This window comes from Glutamicibacter halophytocola, from assembly GCF_001302565.1.
GTDB classification, from domain to species: domain Bacteria; phylum Actinomycetota; class Actinomycetes; order Actinomycetales; family Micrococcaceae; genus Glutamicibacter; species Glutamicibacter halophytocola.
The window spans coordinates 1,539,525-1,555,355 of the sequence record NZ_CP012750.1 but is presented as its reverse complement, the minus strand read 5'-3'; the positions used below and the strand labels follow the sequence as shown (position 1 = coordinate 1,555,355).

Sequence of the window (15,831 nt, the reverse complement as noted above, 5' to 3'; positions counted from 1 at the left end):
CGGCTAGGACTCCTGGGGGCTTGACTTCTCCAGGCTCCACTCCAGGGCATCAGTAGTCTGCGCCAGGAAGCGGATCACTACCTCGCGCTCTTCGGGGGTCAGGGAATTGGCCACATCGAAGCGCTTGGCATGGTGCCGCCCCATTTGCTCGCGCGCGGCCAGATGCGTCTGCTCGGTGACCTCGATGCACTGGGAACGCCGGTCCGTCGGATGCTGGCTGCGCCGAACGTGCCCATTGGCTTCAAGCCGGTCGATCATTTTTGTCACGGAGGCGCTGGAGATCCCGAGATAAGCGCGCAAATCGCTGGGGGTGGTCACCCTGCCGGCATTCTTTGCGGCAATCAATTGGCGAAGCGCGCGCATGTCGGTCTCGTTCAACTGCATGTAGCGCTGCGAGCTGCGCATGATCTTGCGCTCAACCTGCCGCATGCGGCCCATCTCGGCCATGATCCGCTCGATCTGGGCCAGATCCTCAGGGGCAACGCCCCGCCGGTCAATCAGTACCTGTTCTGGATCCGATTCAGCAAGCCCGTAGGTTGTAGGCAACCGCTCTACTGCCATATCGTCCTCCCCATGCCATTGCCCGGTCCAGAGACACCATCATTCGCTGTCCGTGTCCTTTGATACTACGCCTGACTGGCACGCCATGAGGCATGCAAAAACCCTGCGGTCCAATTGCTTGGACCGCAGGGTTATCAGGTGCGAGTAGAGAGACTTGAACTCTCACGTCCGAAGACACTGGAACCTAAATCCAGCGCGTCTACCAATTCCGCCATACTCGCTGGCGCGACGCCAAGAACCACGATCCTTGAAGGCGACCTCATTTAGTGTAACGGAAGTTCTGCCCGATATGAAATCGGGCACCACCACTACCTACTTTGGATCAATCCCCAAGTCACGGCGCAGCTTTGCAACGTGTCCGGTGGCACGAACGTTGTACTGGGCCAGGGTTACCGCACCCTGTTCATCCAGGACGATCGTCGAACGAATAAGCCCTTCGTAAACGCGGCCGTAGTTCTTCTTTTCACCCCAAGCGCCATAGGCTTCAGCCACTGCGTGGTCCTCGTCGGAAAGCAGCGGGAAATTCAGCTCTTCCTTGGCGACAAACTTTTCGAGCTTGGAGACCTTGTCTGGCGAGATTCCCAGAACTTGATACCCCAACGCCTTCAGCGACTCCAGCGAATCGCGGAAATCGCAGGCCTGCTTGGTGCAGCCAGGCGTTGATGCGGCCGGGTAGAAGTAGATGATGGTCTTCTGGCCGCGGTAATCGGCCAGTGCCACCGCGTTGCCGGCAGCATCACTCAAGGTGAAGTCGGGAGCCTGGTCGCCAACAGCCAGGCGTGCGGTTGCTTCGGAAGTACTCATAGCTGAACCTCTTCTCATCGCGGTATGCAAAAAATCCGATCTGAAGAATCAGATCGGATCAACTGTGCGCCCCCCGGGACTTGAACCCGGAACCTAATGATTAAGAGTCATTTGCTCTGCCAATTGAGCTAGAGGCGCATATCGCTCTGACTAGTTCGTTTTCACAACCCGTCTTTGCAACGTAGATAATCATAGACAGAAACTGCTCAAAATCAAAAATCGGCACCTGCCTGGTCAATTAACGTAAAACAACAGGTCAAAGCCTTTTTTGGACCAACGTCGCGGATATTAGTAATCCAAGACACAAATAATTTTTCCGCGGGCCAACGGCTTGCGGGGAATGCCCGGAAACGGGAGCGCCAACCAGGATTATTCGCAAGCGGTATCCCGGTAAACGATTAGCAGATAGGTCCCGCCACCTCGACGCAGCCACGGCAGTGAATTGGATGCCGCGGATTCCCTTGTGCGCAATAGCACCAGGCCAAGGGCGGCGGGCGTGGGAGAAGTTCGCTTCAAAAGAAAGCAAACAAGGCCCGAACCGCTGCCATGGGTGGCAACTATTCGAACCTTGATTTTGGTGCGCCCCCCGGGACTTGAACCCGGAACCTAATGATTAAGAGTCATTTGCTCTGCCAATTGAGCTAGAGGCGCTTATTTATTTTTTTGAACACACTTATCGGCTTAACCAAGAAATATGTTGGTGCGCCCCCCGGGACTTGAACCCGGAACCTAATGATTAAGAGTCATTTGCTCTGCCAATTGAGCTAGAGGCGCCCGCTGCGATGTTCTAGAAGCTTTTTGAGCTCCGCGCTTTCGCAACGAGATAAAACTTTACCAGCTTTATTCCCCAGCGCAAATTCAATGGGCTCCGATGGGCGGTGACCTTCATTACAGGATATGACTAGGGGTTACTTCTCAAGTCTTGGCGGCATTTGTAGAGTAAATCCATGAGCGCCCAAAGAACCATTTCTTTCCCAAGCCAAGAACTCATCGATGCCGTCGGTTCCTTGCCCGAAAACCTCAAACCCGTGCTTTGGGACCTACAGACCGACCCGCAGGTACCCCTCGAAGACATCGAGATCGCGGTGATGCCATATATGGCAGCCCCCGCGGCCTTGCGCAATGTCCGCAAAGCACCGAACCTGAAAATCGTGCAGACGCAGACCACCGGATACGACGGCATGGTGGAACTCATCGGCGATCGGGCAGATATCAACACCGCGGCAGGTGTCCACGCGGCATCAACAGCAGAGATGGCCATCGGCTTGGCAATCGCCTCGCTGCGCGGATTCCCGCAGGCCGTCCGAGATCAGCGCGACGCGCGCTGGAATCCGCAGCAGTGGCCAGGACTGGCCGATCGGACCGTGGGCCTTGTTGGCGTTGGGGGTATCGGCGAGGAGATCCGCAAGCGGCTGGAACCTTTTGAGGTCAATCTGCTGCGCTTTGGCTCCATGGCCCGCACAGATGACCACGGCGAGATCCTCGCCGTCAGCGACCTTGCTACTCATGCATCAAAGATCGAGGTGCTGATCCTGATCGTTCCATTGAACAATTCCACCCATCACTTGGTGGATGCACAGCTGCTTGCACAACTCCCCGATGGCGCCACTATTGTCAACGTGGCGCGTGGCCCGGTGGTCGACACCCAGGCCCTTGTGGCCGAAGTCGCGTCCGGACGCCTCTGTGTCGCCTCCGATGTTTTCGACCCGGAGCCTTTGCCCGAGGATCATCCGCTGTGGAAATGCCCCAACGCACTGATTATTCCGCACAATGGCGGTAATACGGCGGCTTTCTTCCCTCGCATGGTCAAGCTGCTGCACCGCCAGCTGGCCGCATGGTCGGCCGGGCAGCCCGGCGAGAATCAAGTGCATCGTAGCTAACGATTCGGCGACAGTTCCAGGCCCCGGGAGTTTCAGCCCCCGGGGCCAAAGCTTTGGTGCGCTATCTTTGATAAATACCAATACATCACCACCGGTTCTGGTGGTGCGTGGAATTGCCAACTGCTTGCTAAGAGGAAGATGAGCCATCCCAGTGCCCGATTTGCCACTAGGTTTCGTATCTCGACGCGCGGTGCTGACCGGTACATTAGCGACAACTGCGCTGGCATTAACTGCTTGCACTGGAAACACCGCGGGCACGGCCTCAAGCACCGCTGCAGCTAGCGCGTCCGCCAAGCCGGCTCCTCGCACCCTGAGATTGGCAGCCGCCGCTCCCCCCATCAAGCTCGATCCGGCCATTGTGGCCGACAACGAGTCCTTCCGCATCACGCGCCAGGTCTATGAAACGCTGATCGATATTGATCCGGATACCGGCGGAGCTGTCGCTGGATTGGCCGAATCCTGGACTGAAAGCAATGACGGCCTGACCTACACCTTCACCTTGCGGCAAGGCGTGCATTTTCATGACGGCACCGAACTCAATGCCCAGGCGGTAGTTGCGAACTTCAAGCGGTGGGAATCGCTCCCGGCATCGCTGAGCAGACAGTCAACGCAGGGTTTCTTCGGCGTATTCCACTACGACAACAACATTCCCACACTGCCCAAGGCCAAGGATCTTGAAATCCCGGCCAAGGAAAAAGAGAACGCCACCCCTGAAGAACTCGCAGCAGAGCAGCAGCGCCTCCAGGAACTGGCCGACCTGCAGAAGCAATTCACCACGGATCTTTTCAAAGGCAAATCCGAGGGTGGTTCTGCAAGCCACTTCAGATCCATCAAGGCCACTGATACCTATGTCGTAACCCTGAACTTGCGGCGCCGGCTGCCGGGCCTGATTGAAGCCCTGACGCTTCCGGGCTTGGCGATTGCCGCTCCGAGCGCGCTCACCGGAGGCCCCAAGGACAACCCTGCGCAATCGTTGACTGCCAAGCCCATGGGCACCGGTCCTTATAAATTCGTTTCCCTCGAAAATGACGTTGTCCGGCTGGAGATTTTTGCCGATTACTGGAATCAGGCACGCTTGACCGACAACAAGCAGCATCCTGAAGTCGTTCTCGTCTCTTCCATTCCCTCTCCCTATAATCGAGAAGGCGCCCTGCTGGCCGATGAGATTGACGGTTTTGACATGGTTTCGGTGGACACCATGCGCACCCTGGTGCGAAGCGCCAAGGTCGTCGTGCAGCGTGACCCTTTTTCCGTGCTGTATCTCGGGATGGACCAGCGCAACCATTGGCTGGCCAAGCCAGAATTCCGCCATGCAATAGCCCACGCAGTGAACCGAAGCTCACTGGCCGACAAGTTGTTCATCCAGGGCTCCAAATATGCGGCAACCATCCTGCCTCCATCACTGAGCATTCCGAACCCAGAGGACACCGCAACTCATGATGTGGCCTTGGCCAAGGAGCTGCTGGCCGGGATTGGCTACAAGGGCGAGGAAATCGAGTTCGCCTACCCGCTGCGGGTCTCGCGCAACTACTTGCCGCTGCCTGAACGCACCTTCGCGCAAATCGCTGAAGATCTCGCCCAGGCGGGCATCCGGATCAAGCCCCGTCCCATCGCCTGGACCGACGGCTATGCCAAAACTGTCCTGTCAAGCGAGTTCAACGGGCTGCACCTGCTCGGTTTTTCTGGCGGCTACCGGTCAGCCGACGACTTCCTTTCGGGCATCTTGGCCAACAAGGGCAATGAGTTCGGATACAAGTCCACGTTACTTGACTCACAAATCATGCTCGCTCGATCGATCCCGTCGGGCGAAGAACGCACCGCAGCCTACGCGAGCATCTTGAAAACGCTGGACGAGGACCTCCCCCTGCTGCCGCTGGTATTTCCAATCTCTGCGCTGGCATTTAACGGAAATGTCACCTTCTATCCGCCATCTCCGATGCTCAACGAATGCTTCGCCGACGTCCAGATGACGAATTCTCCAGCCATCTCAAGTTAATGACCGTTAACCCAGTTATGGATTTCTGACCCTAGGGGGGTTAGGTCTACTCTGGGATAGAGCAAAGTATCACTGTCGATGGAGATCCTCGTGCCTTCTGAAACGTCAACCGAATCTTTTGACGTAGTACTAATCGGTGCCGGCATCATGAGTGCCACCCTTGGCACTCTGATCAACCAGCTGGAACCAACTTGGTCTATTGGTCTCTTTGAGAACCTGGACCAGGCAGGGCAGGAATCCTCCTCCCCTTGGAACAACGCTGGAACCGGCCACTCGGCCCTGTGCGAGTTGAACTACGCACCGGCCGCGGCGGACGGTTCAGTTGATCCAGCCAAGGCCATTGGCATCAACGAGCAGTTCCAGATCTCCCGCCAGTTCTTCTCCTGGGCCGTGGAGAACAAGCGCGCAGCTGACAACAGCTTCATCAACGCACTGCCCCACATGTCCTTCGTTATCGGCGAAGACCACTCCAAGTACCTGAAGACCCGCTATGAGGCCTTGAAGCCTAACGCGCTCTTCGAAGACATGGAATTCACCACCGAGCTGGACACCATCAACCAGTGGGCTCCACTGGTTGCCCAGGGACGCGATGCTTCGCAGACCGTAGCGGCCTCGCGCGTTGTGGCAGGAACCGACGTTGACTTCGGCCGGCTGACCAGCGACCTGACCAACTCGCTGAGCGCCGCTGGCGCCTCGGTGAACTACGGGCACAAGGTTCAGAACCTCAAGCGCTCCGGTGCCGGCTGGGAACTGACCGTGAAGGACAAGGCCTCAGGCGCAGTCAAGAACGTCAAGGCCAAGTTCGTCTTCGTTGGCGCCGGTGGCGGCGCCTTGCCGCTGCTGCAGAAGTCCGGCATTGACGAGATCAAGGGCTTCGGCGGCTTCCCAGTCTCCGGCCAGTTCCTGCGTTGCACCGACGAGTCGGTCATCGACCAGCACAACGCCAAGGTCTACGGCCAGGCATCGGTGGGCGCCCCTCCAATGTCGGTGCCTCATTTGGACACCCGCTTTGTTGATGGCAAGCGCTCTTTGATGTTCGGCCCTTATGCCGGCTTCTCCATGAACTTCCTGAAGTCCACCGGCCAGCTGGACCTGCCGCTGTCGCTGCGTGCGCACAACATCATCCCGATGCTGGCTGTCGGCAAGGACAACTTGGACCTGACCACTTACCTGATCAAGGAAGTTCTCAAGTCCCGCGCCAAGAAGGACGAGGCACTGGCCGAGTACTTCCCGGCCGCCGATGGTTCCCAGTGGGAACTGATCACCGCGGGCCAGCGCGTACAGGTCATCAAGAAGGATGCCAAGAAGGGCGGCGTGCTGCAGTTCGGCACCGAGGTCATCACCTCTTCGGACGGCACCATCTCCGGCCTGCTCGGCGCTTCACCTGGAGCCTCCACTGCTACCCCGATCATGATCGGCCTGCTCTCGCGCTGCTTCCCGAAGCAGTTCGCGGGCTGGGAGTCGAAGCTGAAGGACGTCATTCCTTCCTACGGCCAGAAGCTGAACGAAAACCCGGCACTTTACGCCGAGGTCAAGGCAGCCACCGATAAGGTATTGGGCCTGAATTAATATCAGCATCGCTAAGGGCCCGCCCACCGTCAGGTGGGCGGGCCCTTAGCCTTGGGCCCTTGAGTCCTGGAACTATACTAAGATCAATGCATTCAACACATCCGGTTCATCCCTTGGTCGGGCAATGTTGGTTGACACTATAGGCCGGTTGTTCCCACTCCGTATGTCGCTTGCTTCTTTGTAAACCCCTCAAACATCAATTGGTCAATCAAGCCCGATTTTGAGAACGATGAATAGTCCAAGTAATCTGCGGCCTTTATGGCAGCTTGTTCATTCCAATCAACGTCCAATCGTTCCACGGCCCACGTCGCATCACTCTTAGAAAAACCCTCAAATTCAAGCTGGTCAACAAGTCCCGACTTTGAGAACGCGGTGTAATCCAGGTAATCCGCCGCTTTTCCCAGTGCATTCTGTTGGCTAACGGTACCAGATTCCTCTTCCGCTTTGGCTGCCGCCTCGGCTTCGGCCTTTTCTTTAGCCTTTGCTTCTTTTTCTGCTTTTTCCTTTGCTTCAGCTTCCGCTTTCTTATCAGCCTCAGCTTGGGCTTTTTCTTCAGCTGCAGCTTCGGAACTCGCGGCGGCTTTTTCTTCCTCTGCTTTTGCTTCTGCCGCAGCTTTAGCGCTTTCTTCGGCTTGTGAATCTTGAGAAGAAGCAGCAACAGGATCTTCGGAATTTTCCGCGCTCGCAACAGCATCCGAAGGGCTGGCACTGGCGCCCGCAACAGGTGCGATTCCTCCGTCATCTCCGCCTCCACTGAGCGCGGCGATGATCATGATGATGACGATTCCGCTCGCAACGCCTAGCCCAATTTTCTTTCCACGGCTGAGTCGTTTTCTGCCCTCCCCAGCTTCTTGCCCGTTTTGTTTCGCCTCAGTTGATGCGCTCTCTTCAGCTTTCCAATCAGGCATGACTGAGATAAACAAATAGGGATTCTGTGAATATTCGATTGGGGGCTCGGCGGCTTGACCTGTACCGCTATCTATCCACAATGGCCACCCCACTGGTGGAGCACCCCATGACCGCTCAGGAATCCACGCGACATCGGGATTAAAGTCATTTGGAAGGTATGGCCGCCAGGCTGGCGGTGGATTGAAGCGAATAGACAACGCATCCTCCTTGGAACAAATCGCGAATGAACTTGATGGCAAAAATTGCTCCCATTCAAGTAGCACTAAGCGTACGTCCCTTCACGGACATTTTGTAGAACTAAAGAAAAATAAATTCAGTTTCAAAGTACGAACACTTCAATAACACACAAGAAGATCAGCCAACTGCATCTCAATTATTTCCCGGTTTATAGTTGCATTTCAGAATATTCTGGTTCGCGAGACTTTTTCTATTACGTGCGCATTTTAATCAAATACATTCCATTATGGCCTCGACCTGTCTCTATTTATCGGATCATGGACAGAAATAGTTCAGGCCTTGAACGTTCGCATCTGGGTAGGAGCGCATCAGTCCTGAACTGAATAAAATTGCCTTGCAGTGCTCCTAGCGACGTCTTGACTGAGCGAGGTCGACACCGCCTGATGGAACCGCCAGCAATGCTACGGGGTTCACCAATACATGTGCCGGGGTTTCACGAGTCACGACTTGTTCAGGAAGATGGAGTCGCAGGTCACTTATTACCGGTATTCTCGGAAATGCTGTTTGGCACAAAACACGCCAGACGCATTGCTGAAAGGTATCAATGTCTTACTCCGCAGCGGAAAACCGCTATGAATCCATGCCGTACCGCCGCGTTGGACGAAGCGGCCTGAAACTTCCCGCGATTTCACTGGGCCTGTGGCACAACTTCGGTGATGACAAGCGCTTCGACGAGCAGAATGCAATCCTGCGCCGCGCCTTTGACCTTGGCGTCACGCACTTCGATCTGGCAAATAACTACGGTCCCCCGGATGGCACGGCCGAAACCAATTTCGGGCGTCACCTTGCCCAGGACTTCAAGCCCTACCGCGATGAGCTGGTCATCTCCAGCAAGGCCGGGCACCGCATGTGGCCGGGACCCTACGGGGATGGCGGCTCGCGCAAATACTTGCTCTCCAGCCTTGACCAGTCGTTGGAGCGCATGGGACTGGAATATGTGGACATCTTCTACAGCCACCGGCCCGACCCGGAAACCCCAATGGAAGAAACCATGGGGGCGCTTGATCAGGCGGTGCGTTCCGGCAAGGCCCTCTACGCCGGCATTTCGTCGTACTCCCCCGAGCAGACCCTTGAAGCTGCGCGAATCCTCAAGGAGCTGGGAACCCCGCTGCTGATCCACCAGCCGAGCTACTCCATGTTCAACCGGTGGACCGAAGCCGGGGAACCAAATCTGTTCCAAGCCCTGGAACAGGCTGGCGCCGGATCAATCGCGTTCTCCCCGCTGGCCCAGGGCTTGCTCACCAACCGGTACTTGAACGGCATTCCAGAAAACTCCCGCGCCACCAAGGGGCGCTTCCTTTCCGAATCCGCCATTACCGAGCCAATCCTGAACCGCATCCGCGGGCTCAACGGCATCGCGGAACAGCGCGGGCAGACCTTGGCTCAAATGGCGATCTCATGGCTTCTGCGCGACCAGCCGGTCGGCACTCCGGTCACCTCCGCACTGGTGGGCGCTTCCAGCGTGAAGCAGCTGGAAGATTCGCTGGCCGCAGTCGATCATCTCGAGTTCTCGGCCGAAGAATTGGCCGCCATCGACCAGTTCGCCGCAGAATCAGGAGGAAACGTCCGGGCATAATCTGCTTGGCTGCGCACTTCTGACACAGCTGGAACCCCTTGAGCGCGACCGCGTTCAAGGGGTTTTGCTGTAGTACTACTCCTCTCGGATGATCTTTGCCCATTTGGCCTCAGAACGGACAGTTGTGCTTCAACAACCACATAGAATTAATGCCAAGCCCTCTTCCGTACTGCGACCTAGCTAGGACTACACCCGCATGCAACGCTTGGCCATCTTGTCATTGAAGAACCGGGCGCTCATTGCGCTGGTCACGATCTTCGCCGCTGTGTTCGGTGTGATCTCCATGGGATCACTGAAACAGGAACTGATCCCGTCCCTGGAGTTCCCCCAGATCTCGGTCATGGCCACCCAGATGGGTGCCAGCCCCGAGGTCATCGATGAACAGGTCGCTGCCCCGCTGGAAACAGCCTTGCAGGCGGTTGAAGGGCTTGAATCATCCAGCGCTACCTCGCAGGCCGGCTTCACCCGCATCGCATTGACCTTCGAATACGGGACCGACATGGACCGCGCCCGCTCACAGGTGGAGCGCGCCATCTCCAACGCCAAGCAGCAATTGCCAGACGGTGTCGAGCCCACTGCCTTGGCTGGCTCCATTGCCGATCTGCCGGTTCTGATGCTCGCGGTGTCATCCGATGAGTCCCTCGACGCGCTCAATGACGATGTCGAGCGCATTGCGCTTCCCAAGCTCCAGAAAATCGACGGGGTGCGCGAAGCCTCCGTGTCCGGCGGCGCCTCCCAGCACATCGCCGTGATCCCCAAGGACAGCGAGATGACTCGCGCAGGGCTGAATGTCGGAGATCTCAAGGACGGCATTGAAAATGCCGGCTCGCCCATCCCTGTGGGCAATATGGACGTGGACGGATTGGAACTTCCGGTCATTGCCGGATCCACCCCGGATAACTTGGATGCCATCAAGGACATTCCCCTGGTCACCGACAACGGACCGGTGCTGCTCAAGGACGTTGCCGACGTCTCGGTGAAGGCCGATGACGCCACCAGCGTCACTCGCACCAATGGCGAGGAAACGCTGTCCATCTCGGTCACCAAAACCCCGGATGGCGATACTGTCGCGATCTCCCACGCGGTAGCGGCCATGGTCGCCGACCTTGAATCGGAATTAGGCCACAAGGCCACCATGACCACGATTTTCGACCAGGCGCCCTTCATCGAGGACTCGATCAGCCACCTGGCGATCGAAGGCGCCCTCGGCTTGGGCTTTGCTGTCATCATCATCCTGGTCTTCCTCTTCTCGGTACGTTCCACGCTGGTCACCGCCATCTCGATTCCGCTCTCGCTGATGGTCACCTTCATCGGCATGAACGTCTTCGGCTACACGCTGAACATGCTGACCCTCGGTGCGCTGACCATCTCCATCGGCCGAGTGGTTGACGACTCGATTGTGGTCATCGAGAACATCAAGCGGCATTTGTCCTTCGGCGAATCCAAGGCGCAGTCCATCTTGCTGGCCGTCAGGGAAGTTGCCGGGGCTATTACCGCAGCCACGTTGACCACTGTTGCGGTCTTCCTCCCCATTGCCCTGGTCGGCGGCATGGCCGGCGAGCTGTTCAGCCCGTTTGCCTTGACCATGACCATTGCGCTGCTCGCTTCCTTGCTGGTGTCGCTCACGATCGTCCCGGTCCTTGCCTACTGGTTCCTTCCGCATCGCCCGGGAACCGATAAGGCGCGCACGGTTCACGTCGCCGAGGACAAGTCCTGGATGCAGCGCGCGTACCTGCCGGTGCTGAAGTCCACGCAGAAGCATCCGGTGATCACCCTGCTGGCCTCGGTGCTCATTCTTGCCGGCACCGTCGCCATGACGCCCTTGCTCAATACCAACCTGCTGGGTTCCACCGGTGAAAACTCGATCAGCGTGACCGCGAAGATGCCTTCCGGCACGGCCCTGGACACCACGGTGGCAGAAGCGGGAAAGATCGAATCGAAGCTGCGCGAGATCGATGGCGTTGAAGATGTGCAGATGACGGTGGGCACCGCCAGCGGCATGGCTGCCATGTTCGCGTCGGGCTCGGATACCGCCAGCTTCACGGCCATCACCGACCCCGACGATGACCAGGAAGCGCTGGCCAACACGGTGCGCCAGCAGGTTGAGGGACTCGATCTCTCGAAGGACATGAACGTCACCTTTGGCTCCAATTCCTCGGCCATGGCTTCCAGCGATGTCACCGTGCAGATCAAGGCTCCGGACGAGGCACTGCTGCGCGAGGCTACACAGCAGATGCGCGAGGCGTTGAAGGATACCGCCCACGTCACGGGCATCACCGATAACCTTTCGGCAGAACGCGAACAGGTATCTATCGACATCAATGCCGATCAGGCCGCTGCCGCCGGGCTGACCGAGTCGCAGTTGGCTTCCATGGTGGCGGGCCAGGTCTCCCCTGTCCCCGCTGGCACGCTGCGCCTGGATTACACGGATCTGACGGTGCAGATCGGCGAGGGCCTGAAGCTGGACAGCTTGCAGAAGCTGCGCGAGCTGAAGATCCCGACGGCCACCGGCGTGCAAGAGCTGCAGGATCTTGCCAAGGTGGATCGCGCCAACGTGGTCCAGCAGGTCACGACCTCCAACGGAGAACGCATTGCCACGGTGACGCTGACTCCCGAAGAGAACATGCTGGGCAGGGTTTCGACGGCGGTTGCCAAGACCCTGGACACCGTTGAGCTACCCCAGGGTGCCAGCGCAGAGGTTGGCGGCGCGGCCACAGAGCAGGCGGAATCCTTCAACCAGCTGTATCTGGCACTTCTTGCAGCGATTGCCATCGTCTACGTGATCATGGTGGCGACGTTCAAGTCGCTGATCCAGCCGCTGGTTCTGCTGGTATCCATTCCGTTTGCTGCCACCGGCGCCATCGGGCTGCTGCTGATCTCGGGCATCCCGCTGGGCCTGCCGTCGCTGATTGGCATGCTGATGCTGGTGGGCATTGTCGTCACCAACGCCATCGTGCTCATCGACTTGATCAACCAGTACCGCGTGGCAACACCAGAGCGTCCGGCGATGAGCTTGAACGACGCGATCATGCACGGTGCCCGCCAGCGTTTGCGCCCGATTTTGATGACTGCGCTGGCCACCATTTTCGCGCTGATTCCGATGGGCCTTGGACTGACCGGCCAATCCGGATTCATCTCGCAGCCGCTGGCTGTCGTGGTGATCGGCGGCTTGGTTTCCTCTACCCTGCTGACCCTGGTTCTGGTTCCGGTGCTCTACCGCCTGGTCGAGTCGGGCAAGGAAAAGCGCGCTGTGCGCCGTGCCAACCGCAAGCATTCGGCACAACAGGGCACCGACGCTGCAGATCTAGCTGTGGCCATGGATACTGCCAGCGCCAAGATCGCTACGCCCGCCGCGGCTGCCCCGGCGGCACGCGCGGCTTCCAAGGCACCGGAAACCACGGTCCGCAACCCCCAGCCAGATGCGGGGCCCGGCGCTTCGGTGGTCCACCCTTTCACCGGCCAGATTCCCACGACGCGCAAGGAACGGCGGGCTATCGAAGAGATGATCAGTAAGTCGGCCAAGGATTCTGCAGAAGATTCCTGACCGGAACAGGCGAGGCGGAAACCTTTTTGGAGGTTTCCGCCTCGCTTGTTCTTCGCCCTGGGCTATTTTCGACAGGCAATTTCCGTCATTCCCCCGCCGGAATTCAAGGCAAAAACGGAGGCGTGCACTTTCTTGCAATTTTAAGTTGTGCACAATTCAATTGTGTGCAACCATTGTCTCATGGCGATAGTTGATGAGATGGTGTGCTTCTCCCTGTACTCGGCAAGCCGGGCAACCAACAGGGCGTACGCGGAGCTCTTGGCCCCCTGGCAGCTGACCTACACCCAGTACCTGGTGCTGGTCGTGTTGTGGAATGAAGGGCCAAAGCCGGTGCGGGAAATCGGCGATATGCTCCAGCTTGATTCCGGGACGCTCTCTCCGCTGCTGCGGCGCCTGGAAAGCAAAGACTACATCCAGCGGCAGCGCAGCGAAGCCGACAGCCGGGTCGTCAACGTGGCGCTGACCCAATCGGGGACTGATCTGCGCCAGGAATTGGCACATATCCCAGAACAAATCGCCTGCGGCACGGGGCTTCCCGACGTCGAAAGCGCCACAGCGCTCGTGAATTCGCTTCATCGAATCACCCAAACGATGCAAACCCTCCCCCTGGCGGACCGCTGAATCCCGGCGGTCCCCGAAGAACGTCCACCCCTAAGAAAGGCAGAACAATGGAAACCTTGTACACCGCAGAAGCACTATCCACCGGCCAGGGACGCGAGGGCCGCGCCCAGACCCCGGACGGACGTCTTGACCTGGTCCTCACTGCCCCGAAGGAATTGGGCGGCAGCGGCATCGGCACCAACCCGGAGCAGCTCTTTGCCGCAGGCTATTCGGCTTGCTTCCATTCGGCACTGAACACCGTGGCCCGCGCCCGCAAAATCAAGGTTGAGGATTCCAGTGTCGGCGGACGGGTCAGCCTGCACCGCGAAGGCGAAGGCTACAAGCTCTCGGTTGAGCTTGAAGTTGTCATCCCGGGCATGGACCACGAAGCAGCGCAGGAGCTTGCCGACGCAGCCCACGCCGTCTGCCCCTACTCCAACGCCACCCGCGGAAACATCGACGTCACCGTCACAGTCTCCGATGACTAGACAGCTCAGCAACCCGAGGCACGCAGCCCGGCTGGCATTGGGCGCGTTCCTGGCCTACGCCGGCATCAGCCACCTGAGCTTTGCCCGCGAAGAGTTCCAGGCTCAGGTTCCGCCGAGCCTTCCGCTGGATCCGGATCTGGTGGTCATCGTCTCGGGGGTGGCCGAGGTGGGGCTTGGCGTCTCCTTGCTGGCGTTGCTCAAGAAGCGCGTGCACGTCGGCTGGATCGTTGCCTTGTTCTTCGTTGCCGTGTTCCCTGGCAACATTGCCCAGCTGCTTGAGCACCGGGATGCCTTTGGGCTCGACACCGAGGGCAAGCGGCTAGCCCGGCTCTTCTTCCAGCCGGTGCTCATCGCCCTGGCTCTGTGGGGCACCGGCGCATGGCGCGACCGGGATCAGCTCCGGACCAAGAGCTAGGGGCGCTCGGGAGATTTCAGGGGTGTGGGGCGGGTTCCATCTGGAACCCGCCCCACACCCCTGTTCATTCCCCGATGATCCAGCGCTGTGGCTAGAGCGTGCTCAACAGGTCCTTCATCTCCTGGATTTCCTGGGTCTGGGATTCAACAATATTCTTGGACAATTCGATGGCCTCGGGGTACGAGCCATCGGCAATCTCCGTCTCGGCCATCTCGACCGCGCCCTCGTGATGCGCGATCATCTGCTCAAGGAACAGTTTTGCTGCCGTGGGGCCGGTGGCCTCCTTCAACGACGTGATGTCCTCTTGCGAAATCATTCCCTCGTCGTGATTCATCTGCCCGTGGTCCATGCCTTCTGGCATATCCCATCCGGACAGCCAGCGCTCCATCAGCTCGATTTCCGGGGTCTGCGCGGATTTGATCTGTTCCGCCAGCTGCCTGACCTCGCCCGGGATCTGCTCTTTGCCCAGCAGGTCCGTGGACATCTCCAAGGCCTGTTCATGGTGCGCTTTCATGCCGCTGGCGAAGCTCATGTCCGCGGCATTGGCCTCACCGGCAGCCGGCGCCGACGGTGATGGCATCTGGTGTTCCGATCCGTGGGATTCGGATGTGGCCTGGGCTTCCTGGCCTTGATCTGCTGCGCATGAGGTCAGCGCGATAAGGGTGCTCAGCGCCAGGGCGCCAACGCATAAGGTCTTGTGCTTCATGGAATTCTCCTGTGTTGCGTGAAAGATTAAAGTGCCGCTCGAAGTGGGCACAAAAAATGTGCAGGCAAGCGACAAGGCGCTTGCCAGCTCATCACGTTCGACAGATCCCCAAAGCCATCAGGTCCGGCCTGGATGGAAGGAACCGCGGGCGGCAAAGCGTCAAAGCCTCCGGGCTCATCGCCAACTTCTTGCCACGTGACAGAATTCCCGGCGGACGCAGAAACAGCAGCAAAGCCAGCAACGCGAGGACGCATCCGGCAGCCGACATTTCATGATCCATCGGGCACTCTTCACACCCGTGGCCTTCGTCGCCGCCAGCTGGCACCATATCGGAATCATGGGCCAAAGAATGAGCGATCATGCCCTGCCCGGACGAGCTCATCGGTGCCGCCGCTGGCGTCGTCGGAGACATCAAGACATGCATCGAGAGCAATCCGATAAATACGGCGCCAACGAGCAAAGCCAATTGCAACAAGGCCAAAGGAGGAATCCGCCTTTGTCCTTGTTGCATCGCGTTGCTCTTGCTACCCATACCCACAACCATAT

Annotated in this window: 13 protein-coding genes and 4 tRNA genes; 8 read left to right on the top strand and 9 right to left on the bottom strand. The window is 58.4% G+C overall.

Annotation, left to right across the window (positions count from 1 at the left end; all coding sequences use genetic code 11):
- Nucleotides 1-3: 3 nt before the first annotated feature.
- From AOZ07_RS07205 to AOZ07_RS07180, 6 genes are all read right to left on the bottom strand, one after another.
- Entirely contained in the window at nt 4-561 is a 558-nt protein-coding gene (locus AOZ07_RS07205; RefSeq protein ID WP_060701386.1) for a MarR family winged helix-turn-helix transcriptional regulator, read from the bottom strand.
- Nucleotides 562-700: 139 nt separating this feature from the next.
- Nucleotides 701-782, bottom strand: a tRNA-Leu gene (locus AOZ07_RS07200).
- Between the two features lie 91 nt (nt 783-873).
- Entirely contained in the window at nt 874-1,365 is a 492-nt protein-coding gene (gene bcp, locus AOZ07_RS07195) for a thioredoxin-dependent thiol peroxidase (RefSeq protein WP_060701385.1), read from the bottom strand.
- Between the two features lie 65 nt (nt 1,366-1,430).
- Nucleotides 1,431-1,503: transfer RNA gene (locus AOZ07_RS07190), tRNA-Lys, on the bottom strand.
- Nucleotides 1,504-1,940: 437 nt separating this feature from the next.
- Nucleotides 1,941-2,016, bottom strand: a tRNA-Lys gene (locus AOZ07_RS07185).
- Between the two features lie 47 nt (nt 2,017-2,063).
- Nucleotides 2,064-2,139: transfer RNA gene (locus tag AOZ07_RS07180), tRNA-Lys, on the bottom strand.
- 173 nt (nt 2,140-2,312) lie between these two features.
- Here AOZ07_RS07180 and AOZ07_RS07175 point away from each other — a divergent pair.
- From AOZ07_RS07175 to AOZ07_RS07165, 3 genes are all read left to right on the top strand, one after another.
- Nucleotides 2,313-3,245: a 2-hydroxyacid dehydrogenase gene (locus tag AOZ07_RS07175; RefSeq protein ID WP_060701384.1), complete on the top strand. Its 933-nt coding sequence runs from the start codon at nt 2,313-2,315 to the stop codon at nt 3,243-3,245.
- A 151-nt stretch (nt 3,246-3,396) separates the two neighbouring features.
- Entirely contained in the window at nt 3,397-5,241 is a 1,845-nt protein-coding gene (locus tag AOZ07_RS07170) for an ABC transporter substrate-binding protein (protein WP_194943829.1), read from the top strand.
- A 78-nt stretch (nt 5,242-5,319) separates the two neighbouring features.
- Entirely contained in the window at nt 5,320-6,810 is a 1,491-nt protein-coding gene (locus AOZ07_RS07165) for a malate:quinone oxidoreductase (RefSeq protein WP_194943828.1), read from the top strand.
- Between the two features lie 137 nt (nt 6,811-6,947).
- Here AOZ07_RS07165 and AOZ07_RS07160 read toward each other — a convergent pair whose 3' ends face one another.
- On the bottom strand, nt 6,948-7,982 hold the full coding sequence (locus tag AOZ07_RS07160; RefSeq protein ID WP_236995288.1) for an Ltp family lipoprotein: 1,035 nt from the start codon (nt 7,980-7,982) through the stop codon (nt 6,948-6,950).
- Nucleotides 7,983-8,500: 518 nt separating this feature from the next.
- Between AOZ07_RS07160 and mgrA the strand changes: the two genes are divergently transcribed.
- The 5 genes from mgrA to AOZ07_RS07135 all read left to right on the top strand — a co-directional run bounded on the left by mgrA (nt 8,501) and on the right by AOZ07_RS07135 (nt 14,579).
- Nucleotides 8,501-9,532 (top strand): L-glyceraldehyde 3-phosphate reductase, encoded by a 1,032-nt coding sequence (gene mgrA / locus AOZ07_RS07155; RefSeq protein ID WP_060701381.1) that lies wholly within the window; start codon nt 8,501-8,503, stop codon nt 9,530-9,532.
- 196 nt (nt 9,533-9,728) lie between these two features.
- The gene (locus tag AOZ07_RS07150; RefSeq protein WP_060701380.1) at nt 9,729-13,076 is read left to right on the top strand and encodes an efflux RND transporter permease subunit; all 3,348 of its coding nucleotides are present in this window, start codon (nt 9,729-9,731) and stop codon (nt 13,074-13,076) included.
- A gap of 180 nt (nt 13,077-13,256) precedes the next feature.
- Nucleotides 13,257-13,697, top strand: a complete 441-nt coding sequence (locus tag AOZ07_RS07145) for a MarR family winged helix-turn-helix transcriptional regulator (protein WP_194943827.1) — start codon at nt 13,257-13,259, stop codon at nt 13,695-13,697.
- A 47-nt stretch (nt 13,698-13,744) separates the two neighbouring features.
- Nucleotides 13,745-14,164, top strand: coding sequence for an organic hydroperoxide resistance protein (locus tag AOZ07_RS07140; protein WP_060701379.1), 420 nt, complete (start codon nt 13,745-13,747; stop codon nt 14,162-14,164).
- A complete protein-coding gene (locus AOZ07_RS07135) occupies nt 14,157-14,579 on the top strand; it encodes a DoxX family protein (protein WP_060701378.1) in 423 nt (140 codons plus the stop codon). The genes AOZ07_RS07140 and AOZ07_RS07135 overlap by 8 nt, the downstream gene beginning before the upstream one ends.
- Before the next feature lie 91 nt (nt 14,580-14,670).
- Here the strand turns inward: AOZ07_RS07135 and AOZ07_RS07130 are convergent, their stop codons facing one another.
- Together AOZ07_RS07130 and AOZ07_RS07125 are read right to left on the bottom strand one after the other, a co-directional pair.
- Nucleotides 14,671-15,285, bottom strand: a complete 615-nt coding sequence (locus AOZ07_RS07130; RefSeq protein WP_060701377.1) for a DUF305 domain-containing protein — start codon at nt 15,283-15,285, stop codon at nt 14,671-14,673.
- Nucleotides 15,286-15,376: 91 nt separating this feature from the next.
- Entirely contained in the window at nt 15,377-15,829 is a 453-nt protein-coding gene (locus AOZ07_RS07125; RefSeq protein WP_060701376.1) for a DUF6153 family protein, read from the bottom strand.
- Nucleotides 15,830-15,831: the final 2 nt, after the last annotated feature.